14 protein-coding genes, 1 tRNA gene and 1 pseudogene are annotated in these 17,052 nt (G+C 51.3%); 9 read left to right on the forward strand and 7 right to left on the reverse strand.

What is annotated here, in order from left to right; genetic code table 11:
- The coding region (locus ACESNI_RS17285; protein WP_373089282.1) for a TRAP transporter small permease at positions 1-294 on the reverse strand (294 nt) is incomplete at its 3' end.
- 98 nt (positions 295-392) lie between these two features.
- Positions 393-1,397 (reverse strand): TRAP transporter substrate-binding protein, encoded by a 1,005-nt coding sequence (locus ACESNI_RS17290; RefSeq protein WP_373089284.1) that lies wholly within the window; start codon positions 1,395-1,397, stop codon positions 393-395.
- Between the two features lie 347 nt (positions 1,398-1,744).
- On the opposite strand from ACESNI_RS17290, the gene ACESNI_RS17295 reads away from it, so the two are divergent.
- From ACESNI_RS17295 to ACESNI_RS17310, 4 genes and pseudogenes are all read left to right on the forward strand, one after another.
- Positions 1,745-2,809: a LacI family DNA-binding transcriptional regulator gene (locus ACESNI_RS17295; RefSeq protein WP_373089286.1), complete on the forward strand. Its 1,065-nt coding sequence runs from the start codon at positions 1,745-1,747 to the stop codon at positions 2,807-2,809.
- A gap of 40 nt (positions 2,810-2,849) precedes the next feature.
- A complete protein-coding gene (locus ACESNI_RS17300) occupies positions 2,850-3,545 on the forward strand; it encodes an IS6 family transposase (protein WP_373089288.1) in 696 nt (231 codons plus the stop codon).
- Positions 3,546-3,606: 61 nt separating this feature from the next.
- A pseudogene (locus tag ACESNI_RS17305) lies at positions 3,607-3,894 on the forward strand (recombinase family protein); the annotation flags it as partial.
- A gap of 12 nt (positions 3,895-3,906) precedes the next feature.
- Positions 3,907-4,944 carry a recombinase family protein gene (locus ACESNI_RS17310; protein ID WP_373089330.1) on the forward strand — a complete coding sequence of 346 codons (1,038 nt, stop codon included), beginning with the start codon at positions 3,907-3,909 and terminating at the stop codon, positions 4,942-4,944.
- A gap of 401 nt (positions 4,945-5,345) precedes the next feature.
- Here the strand turns inward: ACESNI_RS17310 and ACESNI_RS17315 are convergent.
- From ACESNI_RS17315 to ACESNI_RS17330, 4 genes are all read right to left on the reverse strand, one after another.
- Positions 5,346-5,422, reverse strand: a tRNA-Ile gene (locus tag ACESNI_RS17315).
- Positions 5,423-5,537: 115 nt separating this feature from the next.
- Entirely contained in the window at positions 5,538-7,610 is a 2,073-nt protein-coding gene (rpoD, locus tag ACESNI_RS17320; RefSeq protein ID WP_373089290.1) for an RNA polymerase sigma factor RpoD, read from the reverse strand.
- 67 nt (positions 7,611-7,677) lie between these two features.
- The gene (gene dnaG, locus ACESNI_RS17325; protein ID WP_373089292.1) at positions 7,678-9,588 is read right to left on the reverse strand and encodes a DNA primase; all 1,911 of its coding nucleotides are present in this window, start codon (positions 9,586-9,588) and stop codon (positions 7,678-7,680) included.
- 89 nt (positions 9,589-9,677) lie between these two features.
- The gene (locus ACESNI_RS17330) at positions 9,678-10,136 is read right to left on the reverse strand and encodes a GatB/YqeY domain-containing protein (protein WP_373089294.1); all 459 of its coding nucleotides are present in this window, start codon (positions 10,134-10,136) and stop codon (positions 9,678-9,680) included.
- A gap of 220 nt (positions 10,137-10,356) precedes the next feature.
- Here ACESNI_RS17330 and carA point away from each other — a divergent pair, with 220 nt between their 5' ends.
- From carA to greA, 3 genes are all read left to right on the forward strand, one after another.
- Positions 10,357-11,532 carry a glutamine-hydrolyzing carbamoyl-phosphate synthase small subunit gene (carA, locus tag ACESNI_RS17335; protein ID WP_373089296.1) on the forward strand — a complete coding sequence of 392 codons (1,176 nt, stop codon included), beginning with the start codon at positions 10,357-10,359 and terminating at the stop codon, positions 11,530-11,532.
- Positions 11,525-14,767, forward strand: a complete 3,243-nt coding sequence (gene carB / locus ACESNI_RS17340; protein ID WP_373089298.1) for a carbamoyl-phosphate synthase large subunit — start codon at positions 11,525-11,527, stop codon at positions 14,765-14,767. Before carA ends, carB begins: the two co-directional genes overlap by 8 nt.
- 95 nt (positions 14,768-14,862) lie before the next feature.
- A complete protein-coding gene (gene greA, locus ACESNI_RS17345; RefSeq protein WP_373089300.1) occupies positions 14,863-15,339 on the forward strand; it encodes a transcription elongation factor GreA in 477 nt (158 codons plus the stop codon).
- A gap of 78 nt (positions 15,340-15,417) precedes the next feature.
- On the opposite strand, the gene ACESNI_RS17350 is transcribed toward greA, so the two are convergent.
- Complete coding sequence (locus ACESNI_RS17350; RefSeq protein ID WP_373089302.1) at positions 15,418-15,804, reverse strand: cupin domain-containing protein; 387 nt, start codon at positions 15,802-15,804, stop codon at positions 15,418-15,420.
- Positions 15,805-16,031: 227 nt separating this feature from the next.
- Here ACESNI_RS17350 and ACESNI_RS17355 point away from each other — a divergent pair, with 227 nt between their 5' ends.
- Positions 16,032-16,517: a PleD family two-component system response regulator gene (locus ACESNI_RS17355; RefSeq protein WP_373089304.1), complete on the forward strand. Its 486-nt coding sequence runs from the start codon at positions 16,032-16,034 to the stop codon at positions 16,515-16,517.
- Positions 16,518-16,561: 44 nt separating this feature from the next.
- The gene (locus ACESNI_RS17360; protein ID WP_373089306.1) at positions 16,562-17,050 is read left to right on the forward strand and encodes a hypothetical protein; all 489 of its coding nucleotides are present in this window, start codon (positions 16,562-16,564) and stop codon (positions 17,048-17,050) included.
- Positions 17,051-17,052 lie beyond the last annotated feature (2 nt).

Raw genomic sequence — 17,052 nt, forward strand, 5'->3', positions numbered from 1 at the left:
GTTGCCGATCGTATGACAAACCTGTTGGGCCCGATCCGGCAGGAGGGTTACAACGGTATCTACACTGATCAGGATCTTCTTATCGAACAGAACGGCAGCACCAAGGAAGGTGATCCATATGAAAAGAAATACTGCCAGATCCTCTGGCCATTCCAACGGGCTTTGAAGAACTCTTCGCATGAATATCTGTACCAGCGTGGTGATGAAGATCACCACCAAAGCAAGCGCGCAAGCGGATACGAGAAAACGGTATATCTGTTGCTTGGCTTTGAGAATGAGGCTGACAGTCGACATGGGAAGTGCTGATAGTCCTAAGCAAAGGGGAGCCATGGCAAAAAGAGGAGTCACGACAACGTCGCTGTGACTCCCCTGAGAGCCAATCTATTTTCGCTCTAATTGAGAGACTGGATCCGATCGTATAAACCGGGTGTCCAGAATCCGGTGTCCTCCGATTCCTTAATGACAGGCATCAGCATCTTCTGAAACGGGCGTGTATCGATTTCGCTTATCGTCGCCCCACCGTCGATCATTTTCTGCCGATCTTTACTGTACTGAGTTCTGACCAGTTCCTGGAAATGCTCACCGGCCTCAAGCGAGGCCTGGGCAAGTATTTTCTTAAGATCATCCGGAAGGTTCGCATATACGTCTTCGTTGATGGATACAGTAAACGCCTGCTGCAGGTGGTTAGTCAACGTTATGTACGGTGCCGCTTCATAGAACTTGGTGGCGTACATTTGATCGAGCGGACCTTCAGCTGCATCTACAGTGCCGGTTTTTAGAGCCAGGTAGACTTCCGGCCATGCGACACGGGTGGGATTCGTTCCGAGGCCACGCCATACTTTCAGGTAGGTTTCAATTTCAGGAACCCGCATGCTAATGTTCGCAATATCTTTTGGCGAATTTACCGGCATTTTGGATACCAGAACTCGGGGAAGTCCAACCCAGTTGGCCGCCAAGACCCGGACGTTCATTTTGTCCAGAATCTGCTGCTTCATCTCATCAAATATGTCTGAATCGATAAATTTCCTAAAATGATCCGTGTCTCTGAAAGTGAACCCCATGACGTAGACATTAACATCCTTGACGAATGGTGCATACCATTCGAGCACCATCGAAACCATGTCGACGGTGCCAATGCTCACGCCCTCCATAATTTGTAGTCCGTTTCCAAGCGTACCTCCGGGATTCGGATTGATCTTCAAACGACCATCACTTCGTTTCGCTACGAGTTCTGCCAGATACTGCACTGTCTTAGTGCTGGGCGCTTCGACCGGCTCGAGACTCGCCATTGCCAACTCGTATGTTTTCGAGTTTGAGTTCGCTGCAAATGCATTGTTGCTTGAGATCATCAGCAGCAATACGGCAACGAGCCAACTCATCCGATTTTTAGTAGTCATATTAGGTGCCTCCCCTCATGTTCTGTTTGATTGTCTAATGTACACGTGTACATATACTCTATCATTGAACCAAAAGCATTGTCAACTGCAGGGCTATACTTCTCCACGGTTGAGTCACAAAGTATTGATTTTATTGAGATTAATTCCAGAATCTGGAGTGCTCGCCAGGCCCTTGTTCCGACCGGCCGGAAGGGTGACAGTCGGGCATTTATCGTGACTAGAATGTACACGTGTAAACTTAGGCTTACATTGGCTGTCTGTCTTATGCTATACAGAGAAATGAGCATCGAAATCAAGCAGACACGCTTGTCTATCCGTAACCACTTTGGGATCAGAACGAGACGCCCATGCGCCGAGTGAGACCGAACCGAAACGGACCGACCATTAAGGATATCGCTGCCGAACTCGGCGTTTCACATGTAACCGTCTCAAGAGCACTGAACGACTCACCTGTGGTTAGCGCGAAAACCAAAAAGCGGATGCGTGACGCCGCCGCCAAAATGGGGTATATCCCGGATGCGGCCGCGAAGTTGCTGCGCGGTGGTCAATCAAACATTGTCGGCTTCATTCTTCCCGATGTGGAGAATCATTTTTTCAGTGCAATAGCAAGAGTTATAGCAGAAACCCTCGCTGCATCCGGTATGCAGCTCGTACTATCCATATCCGAAGATGATCCGGACCTCGAATTGCGTCACGTTCGTTCACTTTGCGAAGCGCGTACTAGGGGAATCATCATCACACCGGTGGTCAATATGCATCAGGAAACAGCAGATCTCCTGACCAACGTCTTCTGCCAGCAACTTGTACGCCGCCATCCACTTATTGATTCCGATGTCATCGTTTCGGAAGACAGGACCGCAAGCTGGCTCGCAGCGCGGCGTTTGATTGAACTCGGTCACAAACACATCGCATATATCGGCAGCGGAAACGAGACACTATCAACCGGCATAGAACGCGCCGAGGGTTTCAAACTGGCCGTGTCGGACGCATCGAATGTCAAAACTACCGTCAAGCTAGGTCCACCAGGGCCCGGATACGGCTACGATACTGCCATTGAATTACTGACTAAACCGAATAGGCCAACTGGGATCGTGCTTGGCAGTGCCCAATTTACCATTGGAACGCTCAAAGCGATTAGGGAAACTGGATTAGAGGTTCCGCGAGACATCTCTCTCGTCGGCTACGATGATCCTGACTGGTATGAGATCTGGGGGGCCGGAATAACGACAATTGCACTGCCAATCAAGCAGATGGCCATGATGGCGGCTTCCCTTGTATGCGGTTCGCCTCTTGAACCAGCTCTTGAACCTGATGTCACTAAAATCTACGGGACATCATATAGGAGATTATCATTTCCAGTAAATCTCGTCAAAAGAGGCAGCGATGGGATTCCCCGGGTGTTGTCAAATTAACTTCTTGGAAAAGGATCCGGCGTTGAATTAGTCTTCTTCGATGAAAAAGATTTCCTATCAGCGCCATCGTTTCTCGCCTCATATCATTCAGCATGCCGTCTGGCTGTATGCCCGATTTACGCTAAGTTATCGAGATATTGAAGATCTTCTTGCGGAAAGAGGTCTAAATATTTCCTACGAAACGGTTCAACGTTGGTTCCTGAAATTTGGAGTGCCCATTGCTCAAAATCTGACATTCTCTCGCCCTACTCCCTCCGATATCTGGCACCGAGACGAAATGGTCATCGTCATTCGAGGAAAACGCCATTTTCTGTGGCGTGCCGTTGATAGCGAAGGAGAGGCCCTTGATTTCCTCGTACAACCAAGTCGAAACGCTAAAGCTGCCTTGAAACTGATGAGAACATTATTGAAGAAGCAGGGTTTCGCGCCAACACAAATCGTCACAGATAAGCTGAAATCCTATCATAAAGCGTTTCAAACACTGCACTTAAACGCTGAGCATATTGACAACAAGCGATCAAACAACCGTGCTGAGAACTCGCATCTCCCAGTACGACGAAGAGAGCGAAAAATGCAGAAATTTAAGTCGCCCGGATCAGCCCAGAGATTTCTCAATATCCACTCAGCCACTTACAATAACTTTTACCTTCAACGTCACCTAATCAATCGATCTCTCTTCAAGCAAAGTCGCGCTGAAGCATTTGACGTTTGGGCAACTGCAAGCAAAACCGCCTAAAAAGCCCTAGCGAGATTTATTCGCGCCTACTGCAAGTTAATGTTACAATGCCTCCGGCGGGACCATGGATCGCCCTGCCCTCAAGGAACTGTTAGCAGCCATTGACAGGCGAGAGGTCGATATCATCGTCGTCTATAAGGTGGATCGCCTCACCCGGTCGCTCGCCGACTTCTCCAAGATCATTGAGAGGCTGGATGAAAGGAATGTCTCGTTTGTCTCGGTGACGCAAGCGTTCAATACCACTTCCTCCATGGGACGGCTGACATTGAATGTTCTCTTGTCGTTTGCCCAATTTGAACGGGAAGTCACCGCAGAGCCGATCCGGGACAAGATCGCGGCGTCAAAAAAGAAAGGCATGTGGATGGGCGGTAATCTGCCGCTCGGATACGACGTTGAGGATCGTAAGCTGGTGATCAATGAAAGGGAGGCCGCCATTGTCCGACAGCTGTTTGACCTTTATATCGAACTCAGGACAGTCCGGCTTTTAAAAGCGGAAGTAGATCGCCTCGGTATTGTTACCAAGCAAAACATCCGTAAGGATGGATCTGTTGCGGGCGGCAAGCCACTCTTGCGGGGCAATCTTTATCGGTTGCTCTCCAATCCTCTTTACATCGGCATGATCCTGCACAAAGGAGAAACCAATCCGGGGATGCATAAAGCCGTCGTTGATCAGGAGGTCTGGGGTCAGGTTCAGCAGATTATGAGCAGCAACCGCCGGGAGCGGTCTTCTCCAACAAATGTGACGGTTATCCGGCCTGTTTGGGCACTGCTTCAAGACCAGCAAAGGCTGATGGATTTGCTCGATTTTGCTAACCCCGCTCCGTCGCTGTTGCAAAGATTAAATGTTGAGGCAGATGAATTGGCAGGCAAACTTATTGATGAGAATACCGGGCATCAGCAAGCCATCCTGCAGGCAATCGTTCAGAGGGTTGGCTTGTCCGCCGACGCCATCACGATTGATCTAAGCCGTAAGGCCCTGGCCAGTTTGTTGACGATGGAGGAGAACGTTGCCAGTAATGAGCATGACAACATTATTCCTCTTAGGCTTGCCATCAAACTACAACGCAAGGGAGTTGAGGCTAAGCTGGTGATTGCCGGACAATCGAGTGGTCGGCATCCCGACCCGGACCTCTGTCGGCTGATTGCAAAGGCAAAAAACTGGTTTGATCAGTTGGCATCTGGGGACGCCGGATCAGTGAAGGAAATTGCCGAACGGGAAAAGGTCTTTGATACGGAGATAACCCGGGTCCTTCCACTCGCCTTTCTGGCGCCCTCCATCATTGAGGATATTCTCAACGGTCGTCAGCCGGAGACGTTGAATGTTAAATCTCTCAAGAGAATAAGTCCCCTCCCAATGGACTGGAATGAGCAACAAAAGCGGCTCGGGTTCCATCAATAGTCCATCGTAATATCCCATGAACTGGACCCTGAAACAGGGCGTCAGAGACGAATGGGGAAATCTACTAAATGTGGCTAATTTGGAGAGTCTCTGCCATCACCGGATAACCCCGAAGCCCCGGTTCTGCGGGGTTCAGGGGCGAACCTGGACTGGATCCAGGTTCGCCTTTGAAGAAGTGGTGGACCGCACGACACATGAACTCGCAACCAGGCCGTTTTTAACCCTTTGAATTCATTATAAGAATCACAGAGCCATCGACAAGTCTCTGCCAGTTCTTTAAATACATCGAAAATTCAGGAAAATTTGCTATCACAGGGTTTTGAGAGACATAAACTGGTCGCTAGTTCGCAGCAAACCAACTGCATCATATCTCAAAAAACCCTGTAATAACAAGGTGTTAGTGGTGGGCCCGGTAGGACTTGAACCTACGACCAGTCCGTTATGAGCGGACGGCTCTAACCAGCTGAGCTACAGGCCCTGATTTCTTTTGACGGTATCGTCAATGATTTGTGACTTTATTAGCCTGTTCGCCGACGAGACGCAATTGGCGAAATCGATGTGTCGCCAATTTTTACCTCGTCACCGGTTATTATCTATGTATCAAGGAAGCTCCGGAGTTTACGTGACCGACTGGGATGCTTGAGTTTGCGGAGCGCTTTGGCCTCTATTTGCCGAATGCGTTCGCGGGTGACCGAGAATTGCTGGCCCACCTCTTCCAATGTATGATCGGTATTCATACCAATCCCAAATCGCATACGAAGGACCCGTTCCTCCCGCGGCGTGAGAGAGGCCAGGACCCGTGTCGTCGTTTCCCGCAAATTAGACTGGATTGCCGCATCCAACGGCTGAACGGCATTTTCGTCTTGGATAAAATCGCCGAGATGACTGTCTTCCTCGTCTCCTATCGGCGTTTCAAGGCTGATGGGTTCCTTGGCGATTTTCATGACTTTACGCACTTTTTCGAGTGGCATCCCGAGCTTGACCGCCAGTTCTTCCGGGGTTGGCTCCCGCCCGATTTCATGCAGCATCTGACGCGACGTCCGGACAAGCTTGTTGATCGTCTCAATCATATGGACCGGGATACGAATAGTTCGCGCCTGATCGGCGATTGACCGGGTAATTGCCTGACGGATCCACCAGGTCGCATAAGTCGAGAATTTATAGCCCCGACGGTATTCAAATTTATCCACCGCCTTCATCAGGCCGATATTGCCTTCCTGAATAAGGTCAAGGAACTGTAGGCCCCGGTTAGTGTATTTCTTGGCGATCGATATCACGAGACGCAAGTTGGCCTCAACCATTTCCTTCTTTGCCCGGCTGGCTTCGCGCTCCCCTTGCTGAACGGTGCTGACAATCCGGCGAAATTCATTCATCGGCATGCCGAATTCAGAAGAAATCTTGATAATTTCCCCCCGGATTTCACTGATACCACTTGCCTCGTTTGTCGTGAAATCACGCCACCCCTTGGCTTTCAGGATGCTCATTTTCTCGACCCAGCCCGGATCCAGTTCCGCCCCGAAATAATGCTCAAGGAAGCTAGCACGCGCAACCTTATGGCGTTCGGCAAGTCGCAGCAATTTACCTTCAAGGCTCATCAGGCGGCGGTTTATACCGTATAGCTGGTCAACGAGAGCCTCAATGCGGTTACTGGTCAGATGGACATCATCCATCAATTTAACCAATTCCAGCTTGAGTTTTTCGTATTTCCGCTCCTGGGTGTTGGTGACTGTCTCATTTTCAAGCGCAGCTGTCAGCTTTACTTCCTGGAGTTTATGCAGCTTCTTGTATGTTTTAGCGATATCGTCGAACCGCTCAAAGACTTCTGGTTTGAGGGTTTCCTCGAGAGCGGCAAGCGACATTGTATTGTCTTCTGCATCGTCGTCATCCTCGTCATCGTCTCTCTTGCTAGTCTCTTCCCCGTCAGCGTCGTCTTCCTGACCTTTTTCCTTGTCGTCTTCTGAATTCGATTCTTTGTCAGAATCGTCGTCATTGAGGCCTTTAGCGGGCAACTCATCATCTTCGCTGTCCTCGCTGAAACCCTCCTGCAAAGCCTTCTCGGCCGCGGCCCCCGCGCCATAAGTAGCGTCAAGGTCAATCACATCACGCAGCAGCAGGCGTTCCTGTAACATCAACTCTCGCCAATTGAGAATGGCACGGATAGTCAGAGGTGACTCGCAAATAGCGCCAATGAGCTTGCCCCGGCCAGCCTCAATGCGTTTGGCAATGGCAATTTCGCCTTCACGCGACAACAGCTCCACTGTTCCCATCTCCCGCAAATACATGCGGACTGGATCATCGGTGCGATCCCCGGCGGTGGAGGCGGGTTTTTCGACGACTTCCTTTACTGGCTTTTCTTCACGCTCCTCGTCTTCGTCGTCATCATTGTCGGTCTTTACCGCGACATTGTCTTCGCCGCCTTCTTCGTCGTTCTCGACGACATTAATGCCCATTTCAGAGAGTAGCGACATTGTGTCCTCAATCTGCTCCGATGACATCTGATCTTGCGGCAACACCGCATTCAGCTCGTCAAACGTGACGTAACCCTTGTCCTTGGCCTTCGCGAGCATCTTTTTAACGGCTGCCTGTGAGGCATCTATCAACGGACTATCCGGGTTTTCTCCTACCTGATCCGACGTATCAATTGCTTCCGCACTCTTTGTCGCCATAAAATTTGAACTCCTAGAAAATTACCATAACCCAACCGTTGTCCGGAATATGTCAGGTCACAGTTAATTATACATTATTCTTGCGGCCGGAGGCTAATCCGAACCCGACCAAATCAGCTTCATTCCCCGCCGCGTCCTGCAGGGCTTTTTGCGCGAATTTCAAGCGCTCGAAATTTTCTGCCGTTGCATCTATTCCCAATTGCCTCTGCGCTGTTTCGAGATCCTGCTCCAGCGCCTCCCGCTTGTGGCGTGCCAGAATATGGAGCCACCCGTTAAGAGCATCTTCAAGAGCCGTTTCCGGATCAACAAACCAATCGAGTGACTTTGTTGCCGGACCTTCTAAGCCCTTTACTTGCTCAGACAATTTACGTTTAGCTAAGTGGTGACTCATGCCCGTGTAGTCAAGGGACGATTCGACTGCGACAATATCTATTATCGAGCGACGCAGTCTGTCAAGCTGAGGACTTGAGAACTGCAATGCTGCGAAGGCATCAAAGTGATTTTCCAATATTTCAGGGTGGTTTATCACCGTCAGTACCAATAATTTCTCCCCTCGCCCGGATGCAAACACGGAACCCGGCGTAAGCGATGAGGTAGCAAAAAAGTGCGAATCGATTGAGTGATTCGCGAATCGGTCGAATCGATTTTTGGATATCCTGTCCCGCGACCGTCCTTTTTCAACGCCCTTCGACGTGTTGAATGGCTTCTGATGTGAGCGGAAAGCAGTCCAGAGTCTGTCCTTAAAGTAGGACCGATAATGTCCCTGTACAGCCGGGTCACTGATCTGATTGCATAAACTGTAGAGAGACGATTCCAGAGCGGCTTTCCGTTCAGGTGTATCGACGGGATGATTATCCGCCTCTTTGCGCCAGAGAATTTCGGATAACGGCACTGCGTTGTCCAGAATTTCCTTCATTGCCCCGCTCCCGTCCTTGCGGATCAGGTCATCAGGATCAACACCCGTCGGCAGCAGGGCAAACCGCAGGGAGCACCCCGGCTTAAGCAGCGGCAATGCCCGTTCTGCGGCGCGGAGAGCTGCACGCCACCCCGCCTCGTCCCCATCAAGGCACATAATCGGCTCAGGAGCCATGCGCCAGAGAATCTGCAACTGTTCCTCGGTTATGGCAGTGCCAAGGGGCGCAACGGACTGCAGAAACCCTGCATCACTCAACGCGATGACATCCATATATCCTTCGGCGACGATAACATTCCCCGCCTCAAACGCCTGTTGTCGTGCCAGCGCCACGTTATAAAGAACATGCCCCTTGTGAAAAAGAGGTGTCTCGGGTGAGTTAAGGTATTTTGCCGGCGCATCCCCGAGGGCCCGTCCCCCAAAGGCGATTACACGCCCCCTGCGATCACTTATGGGGAACATCAAACGATCCCGGAATCGATCATAGCTGTCGCGGCCGTCCTCAGGTTTGATAATAAGCCCGCCTTCCAGCAGAATCGCCTCGGTCATCCCGCGGGCAATCAGCGCTTCCTTCAGTCCCGTGCGGCCGCCCGGCGCATACCCCAGACGGAATGCCGAGACCGCCTTCGCTGAAACTTGGCGCCGCTCCAGATATTGCCGGGCGCCTGTTCCTGCCTGCGAGGCGAGCTGAGCGGAAAACCATTTAGCCGCGAGTTCCATGGCCTCATGCAGGGTCGCCGTCCGTTGCTGGCGGGCCTTGTCGGCGGGATGCTGGACCGGCATCGGCATCCCGGCAATCGCTGCCAGACGCTCTACCGCCTCCGGAAAGGAAACGCCTTCTGTCTGTTTTACAAACTCGATCAGATCACCGTTAGCGCCACAGCCAAAGCAATGATAGAAGCCTTTTTCCTCATTGACGGTAAAGGACGGGGTTTTTTCATTATGGAAGGGGCACAGGCCCGAATATTCGCGCCCCTTTTTTGTCAGTTTCGTGCGGCGACCAATCAAGTCAGCAAGACCGACACGCGCGTTCAGCTCTTCCATGAATTGCGGCGGAAAGGCCATTTACATTCCTTACACCCGTATTTATTTTCGCCCAGATATGCAATTTAACCGGTAAATTATATTCCAACGGAAAAATTTATATCTAGGCTCTATTTGCCAAGTGCCTGCTTCACCATAGCGCTTGCTTTGGAAAAATCCATTCGACCGGCAAATTTGCTTTTCAACTCGGCCATGGTGCGCCCCATATCCTTGAGGCCTTGGGCATCAATTTCAGTTATGACCTGTTCCACAGCCTTTTTGGTTTCGCCGTCATCAAACTGTTTGGGAAGATAGTCGGAAATGATGTCAATTTCTTCCTGTTCCGAGGCAGCCAGATCAATCCGGCCGCCCTTCTCGTATGCGGCAATGGACTCCCTGCGCTGACGAACCATTGTCGTCAGCATTTGGAGAATCTCTTCGTCAGTGATTCCTTCGTCCGCCCCCTTGTCGCGGGCGGCGAGATCTCTGTCCTGTAAGGTGGCAATAATCAGGCGAAGCGTCGAAAGTTTCCGCTTATCCTTTGATTTCATTGCTTCTTTTAAAGAGTCTTTAATTTTGGTTCGTAGCATACATGCGCAAATCTATTGTGAAGAAAGGCGCCATACTAACGGATACAATGAATTTTAGCAAACCAATTTTTCTTTGTAAGCCCTTGATATTAAAAGGTTATTTTTCAGCCGAAAAACTTGACGCGCCCCCTTAAACTCCTTATGTTGCTGCGCAATATCAGCAGCAGGCCAGAGGAAAAATCGGCTCGGCGGAACTAACCGCAAGAGGGTCTCCATTATCATGTCTTATTCAAGCATCACGGTTGATTTAAACAAAGAGCGGACGGCGACAGCGGTCCTTGTTCTCGGCGATGGAACCGTTTGTCACGGCTTCGGTATCGGGGCAGTTGGCGAAACTGTTGGAGAAGTCTGTTTTAATACTTCAATGACCGGCTATCAGGAAAGCCTGACCGACCCTTCCTTTGCCGGACAGCTTATTACCTTTACCTTTCCCCACATCGGCAATGTCGGATTTAACGATGAGGATATTGAGACGAGCGGTATCGCCGCGAACGGCTTGATTATCCGCGCCGACATCACAGAACCCGCCAACTGGCGTGCAACAGGCCATCTGGATGAATGGTTAAAAAAACGAAACCTGACCGGCATTGCCGGGATCGATACTCGCCGCTTGACCCATTCCATCCGAAAAGCAGGGGCTCCAAACGGGATCATCGCTTATGATGTGAACGGCAAATTTGATCTTGAAGATCTGGCGCGAAAGGCCGCCGCTTGGCCCGGCCTTGAAGGAATGGATCTCGCCAAGGAAGTCTCCTGCAAGGAGCCCTACGACTGGACACAGACGAAATGGAACATCGCCGGAGGCTATGGCACACAAGTCGAGTGGAAACGGCATATTGTCGCCGTTGACTACGGCGTGAAGAATAATATTCTCCGCTGCCTCGCCAGTCTCGGATGCCGGATCACTGTTGTTCCCGCGACCGCCAGCTTTGACGAGATTATGGCTCTGAAACCAGACGGAATTTTTCTCGCCAATGGGCCTGGAGATCCGGCAGCAACAGCGGAATATGCCGTACCTGTCATTCGTCAATGCGTTGACAGTGGTACGCCGACCTTCGGAATTTGTCTCGGGCACCAGATGCTGGCCCTAGCCTTGGGTGCGAAAACCATCAAAATGCATCAGGGTCATCGCGGCGCCAATCAGCCGGTCAAGGATCTGGCAACGGGCAAGGTCGAAATCACGTCGCAGAACCACGGTTTTGTCGTCACCAGAGAGAGCCTGCCCGCCGGAATTATCGAAACCCACAAGTCTCTGTTTGACGGTGTTGTGGAAGGCCTTCGGATCGACGGAAAACCGGTTTTTTCTGTTCAGTATCATCCCGAAGCCAGTCCCGGCCCACAGGACAGCCAATATCTTTTTCAGCGCTTTATAGATCTGGTCGACGCTCATGCCTAAACGTACGGATATTCATTCCATTATGATTATTGGCGCCGGTCCGATAGTGATCGGGCAGGCCTGCGAATTTGACTATTCCGGCACCCAGGCCTGCAAGGCCCTGAAAGAGGAAGGGTATCGGGTGATTCTTGTCAATTCAAACCCGGCAACGATCATGACTGACCCGGACCTTGCGGACGCAACCTATGTTGAGCCAATCACCCCGGAAATTGTCGAGAAAATTCTTGAAAAAGAACGGCCGGATGCGATTTTGCCGACGATGGGCGGACAAACAGCGCTTAATACAGCTCTCGCTCTTGCTGAAAGCGGTGTGCTTGACCGCCTCGGTGTTCAGTTGATCGGGGCCAACCGTGAGGCGATCGCCAAGGCCGAAGACCGCGACCAGTTCCGGACCGCCATGCTCAAAATTGGGCTCGACATGCCCGAGAGCGCCGTCGCCCATACGCTTGAGGAAGCCTGGAAGGTACTGGAAATAGTCAAGCTTCCCTGCATCATCCGGCCGTCCTACACCCTTGGCGGCACCGGCGGCGGCATTGCCTATAACCGGGAGGAGTTCGAGACAATTGTAGCCAGCGGACTAGATGCATCACCAACCACTGAAGTTCTGGTCGAAGAGAGCATCGTCGGCTGGAAAGAGTTTGAGATGGAAGTTGTTCGCGACAAGGCGGACAACTGTATCATTATCTGCTCGATCGAAAATGTCGATCCAATGGGTGTGCATACGGGAGACTCCATCACGGTCGCCCCGGCCCTGACACTATCGGACAAAGAATATCAGATCATGCGCAATGCCTCCATTGCGGTCTTGCGGGAAATTGGTGTCGAGACAGGCGGATCGAACGTCCAGTTTGCCGTCAATCCGGAGAACGGTCGGCTGATTATCATTGAGATGAACCCGAGGGTGTCCCGCTCCAGCGCGCTTGCCTCCAAGGCGACTGGCTTTCCGATTGCAAAAATTGCCGCGAAACTCGCCGTCGGCTATACTCTCGACGAGCTTGATAACGACATAACGGGCACGACCCCCGCCTCTTTTGAGCCCACGATCGACTATGTCGTCACGAAAATTCCACGTTTTACGTTCGAGAAATTCGCTGGTGCAGAAGTGAAACTTGGCACGGCGATGAAATCCGTCGGTGAAGCCATGGCTATCGGCCGTACCTTTGCAGAAAGCCTGCAAAAGGCGCTGCGCTCTCTTGAAACCGGCCTGACGGGCTTGAACGAGCAAAATTTCGCCCTCTCAGGTGACGCGCAGGCGGACAAGCAGAAAATTCATGCCATTCTCGCCCATCCGACACCGGAGAGACTGCTGAATATCGCCCAGGCGTTTCGCGAAGGCCTCACTCTCAAGGAAATCCAAACTGCCAGCCAGTATGAACCTTGGTTCCTTGCTCAAATTGAAACCATCGTCACCATGGAGAACGCAGTCCGGGCCGGCGGTATCCCGACAACGAAGGGGGGCCTTTTAAAACTCAAATCCATGGGTTTTAGCGACGGACGCCTTGCGGAGCTTGCGGAGATTACAGAAGAGCAGGTGTTCGCTGTACGGAAAGACTTTAATATCCAGCCGGTGTTCAAGCGTATCGACACCTGCGCCGGGGAATTTTCGTCACAAACGCCGTACATGTATTCCACATTCGAAGGGAACGAATGGGACGACGCTGTTTGTGAAGCCGAGCCCACAGAGGCGAAGAAAGTAATTATCCTCGGGGGCGGTCCGAACAGGATCGGCCAGGGTATCGAATTTGACTATTGTTGCGTTCATGCCGCCTATGCCCTATCCGAGGTCGGTTATGAAACCATCATGGTGAATTGTAACCCGGAAACCGTCTCGACCGATTACGACACATCGGACCGGCTGTATTTTGAGCCGCTGACCGTTGAAGACACTCTCGCCGTTATTCGTAAGGAACAATCGCGGGGAACCCTGCATGGCGTAATCGTCCAGTTTGGCGGACAGACTCCCCTGAAGCTTGCGGCTGGCCTTGAAGCCGCCGGCGTTCCCATACTCGGAACCACACCGGATGCCATTGATCTCGCGGAAGACCGGGAAAGGTTTCAGCAACTCCTCCATAAACTCAATCTCAAGCAGCCGGAAAACGGTATCGCCCGCTCCGTCGAGGAGGCCTTCGCGATTGCCGAAAGAATCAGCTTTCCGGTTGTTGTCCGTCCGTCCTATGTGCTCGGGGGACGAGGCATGGAAATCGTTCGCGACAGCGAATCCCTGGATCGGTATATGCGCGAAGCGGTAATTGTATCCGGTGACACCCCGGTGCTCGTGGATGGATATTTGCAAAATGCCATTGAGGTCGACGTCGACTGCCTGTGTGATGGAAAAACCGTCTTCGTTGCCGGAATAATGGAGCATATCGAAGAAGCCGGAATCCATTCCGGCGATAGCGCCTGCTCGCTTCCACCACATACCTTGTCCTCAGGGTTAATAGATGAAATCAAGCGGCAAACGGAGGCACTAGCGCTGGCCCTGAATGTTGTCGGCCTGATGAACGTCCAGTTCGCCATCAAGGACGAAGTTATCTATATTTTAGAAGTAAATCCGCGGGCAAGCCGAACGGTTCCCTTCGTGGCCAAAAGCATCAACTATCCCATTGCCAAGGTCGCGGCCCGCATCATGGCCGGGGAAAGTCTTGCGTCCTTCGATTTGCAATACCGCACCCTGAAGCACGTCACCGTCAAGGAAGCCGTATTTCCGTTCTCGCGGTTTCCCGGAGTCGATGTTGTGCTCGGGCCGGAAATGCGGTCAACCGGCGAGGTAATGGGTATCGATACGAATTTCGGATCGGCCTTCCTGAAATCCCAGATTGCGGCCGGTGTGGTCCTGCCGACATCGGGAACCGTATTTGTTTCGGTGAAAGACCTTGATAAAGCGCCGATGACGGAGATCGTTGTCAAGTTGATTAAACTTGGCTTCGATGTCGTTTCCACCGGCGGCACTGCAAAACACCTGAACGATCAGGGCCTAAATGTTAGCCGTGTCAACAAGGTGATGGAGGGGCGACCAAACATTGTCGACAATATGAAGAACGGAGAAATTGCGATGGTATTCAATACCACCGAAAGCGTACAGGCACTTCGTGACAGTTACGATATCCGTCATACCGCGCTGGTTATGAAAACGCCTTATTCGACGACAGTCGCCGGCGCCCGCGCTACAGTGATGGCGATAGAGAAAATAATGACAGGAACCCTTGAAGTTAAACCACTTCAATCTTATTCTTAATCTCTTGATGACAATTATATGAGATATTATTAAATTGCCTTTTCGCAAAGGCGAAAAACAGGGGCATTTGCGTAAACGACGTAATTGAGAAATATATGGAAAGAATACCAATGACGGCGGCCGGGAATTCCCGGCTTGAAAAAGAACTGAAGCATCTGAAATCGACGGCCCGGCCGGCGGTCATTCAGGCGATCTCCACCGCACGCGAACATGGAGATCTTTCAGAAAACGCCGAATATCATGCTGCCAAGGAGCAGCAATCCCTTATTGAAGGCCGGATCGCCGAACTGGCGGACAAACTCGGGCGTGCCGAAATCATTGATGTCTCCAAAATTTCTGGTCGCCAGATCAAGTTCGGAGCAACGATTCTGCTCGCCGATGAAGATACAAATGAGGAAACCAGTTACCAGATCGTCGGCGAAGATGAAAGCAGCATTGAAGAAGGCCGCCTCTCCATCACCGCCCCCTTGGCGCGCGCCCTGATCGGCAAGGAACAGGGAGACAGCATCGAGGTAACGACACCTGGGGGATCAAAGGCCTACGAGGTGATCACAGTGAGTTATGTCGGCTAGTCACGCCGCTTAAATTTTTAAAGAAAAAGCCCTTTTGGACAACCGGAAGGGCTTTTTTATTAAGCACGCCAAATGCATTTATCGCGGGTCATCCGCTGTCGAATGCTCCGTCGGCTGCGGGGTTACCGTAAGCACCGTCACACCGCAGGGCGAGCTAAACCGGTGCCAGCATGCCTTGGGGACGACTGTCAGCATTCCCGCCTTCAGCGACAATAAATGCTCGCCATTGTCCGTCAGGATTGTCAGGCTCGTCTCTCCCTTCAAAATATGGACAAGTTCATCTCCCCCGCGGTGCCGCTCCCATGGGCTTTCACCATCGAAGCTGCCGACAAACACCGCGCCCTTATCGAAGCTGGCAAGAGTGGCAAACGCTTCGCCTTCATCCGCTTCAACTGTTTCCGGCCCCCTGCCTCGCAGAGGGGTAAGTGTGCCCAATACCGCCTCAACATCAATTGCTTTTGGCAAAATAATCTCCCATCGTTTGTTTTGTAACTGATGATATTTATCCGCAGACGAATAATCCAGATAAAAGTCGCACTAATGTGCGTAGATCTCCGCCCTGCCGGATTTGTGTAAATCTCGCGTCTGGAAAAAAATACCGGTTCTTTTGGAGTTTATTAGGATTTAACAGGTATAGGATGGACTGATAGAGTATTAACCATATAAACGTCTATGAATGCACTTGGGGTCAGATGACGCAAAACTATAACTTTAAAAACCTGGATATTCTGTTCGTTGATGACAACAAGAATATGCACCTGATTGTCAAGCATCTCCTGCTAGCCATGAATATTGATAAATTCCGGAGCTGCGTCAATGCCAACAATGTCTTTAGAATGATGAAGGAAAGCCCGCCAGACATTATCATTTCGGACCTAAAGATGACTCCGCTAAACGGGTTTGATCTCATTCGGCTCATTCGCAAAGGTGAAAAGGATGTCGATGCCTATGTCCCTATTCTAGTCCTCTCCGGACAAACAGACATGGGAACCGTTATAGAGGCACGGAACGCCGGCGCCACTGAGTTTCTGGCGAAACCAGTTTCAATAGGCGCGCTGTTCGACCGCCTGGTATGGATGGTCGAGCACCCCCGTCCCTTCATCAAGGCCAAGGAATTTATTGGTCCCGACCGACGACGTGCGATGCGCGGATATGAAGGCCTGGAACGGCGCGAGTAGTATTGACGCATATACAACGTTCTAAATTTTTTTATAGGTGTTAAATGGTGAAAATCGAAAATATGGGTGAATATGAAATACATCACCCACCGGACAAGCTGAAATTCAAGGTGATCTCTGACGAAGATGCGCCGTCTATTGGCCAAATCAGGCGGCGGGCTTCCCGAAATATGAACGGCCTGAGGGAGCAATTTCTGGATGGTGTTTTAGCCAGCATCGCGGCAATCACCGAGGCTCTTGCCGTTCTTCGGGCAAGCAAAGGCGGGAAGGAAGAACAGGAAATAATCTTTGGTCATGCCCATGATATAAAAGGATTGGGGGGCACTTTCGGCTACCCTATGATTGGATCAATAGGCTCGGGACTTTGTGATCTGACAGATCCAAAATTGGCTATCAGCGACCTAAATCTGGATTTCATCAAGATCCATACAGACGTACTTGGCTGGGCGGTAGCTCAAAAAATTATGGATGAAAGTGATCCAAAAGCGGCAGCGCTGCTGACAGCACTCGACACCGCGAAAACCAGGGTTTAACG

It is taken from the genome of Sneathiella sp. (genome assembly GCF_041689005.1).
Lineage (GTDB): Bacteria > Pseudomonadota > Alphaproteobacteria > Sneathiellales > Sneathiellaceae > Sneathiella.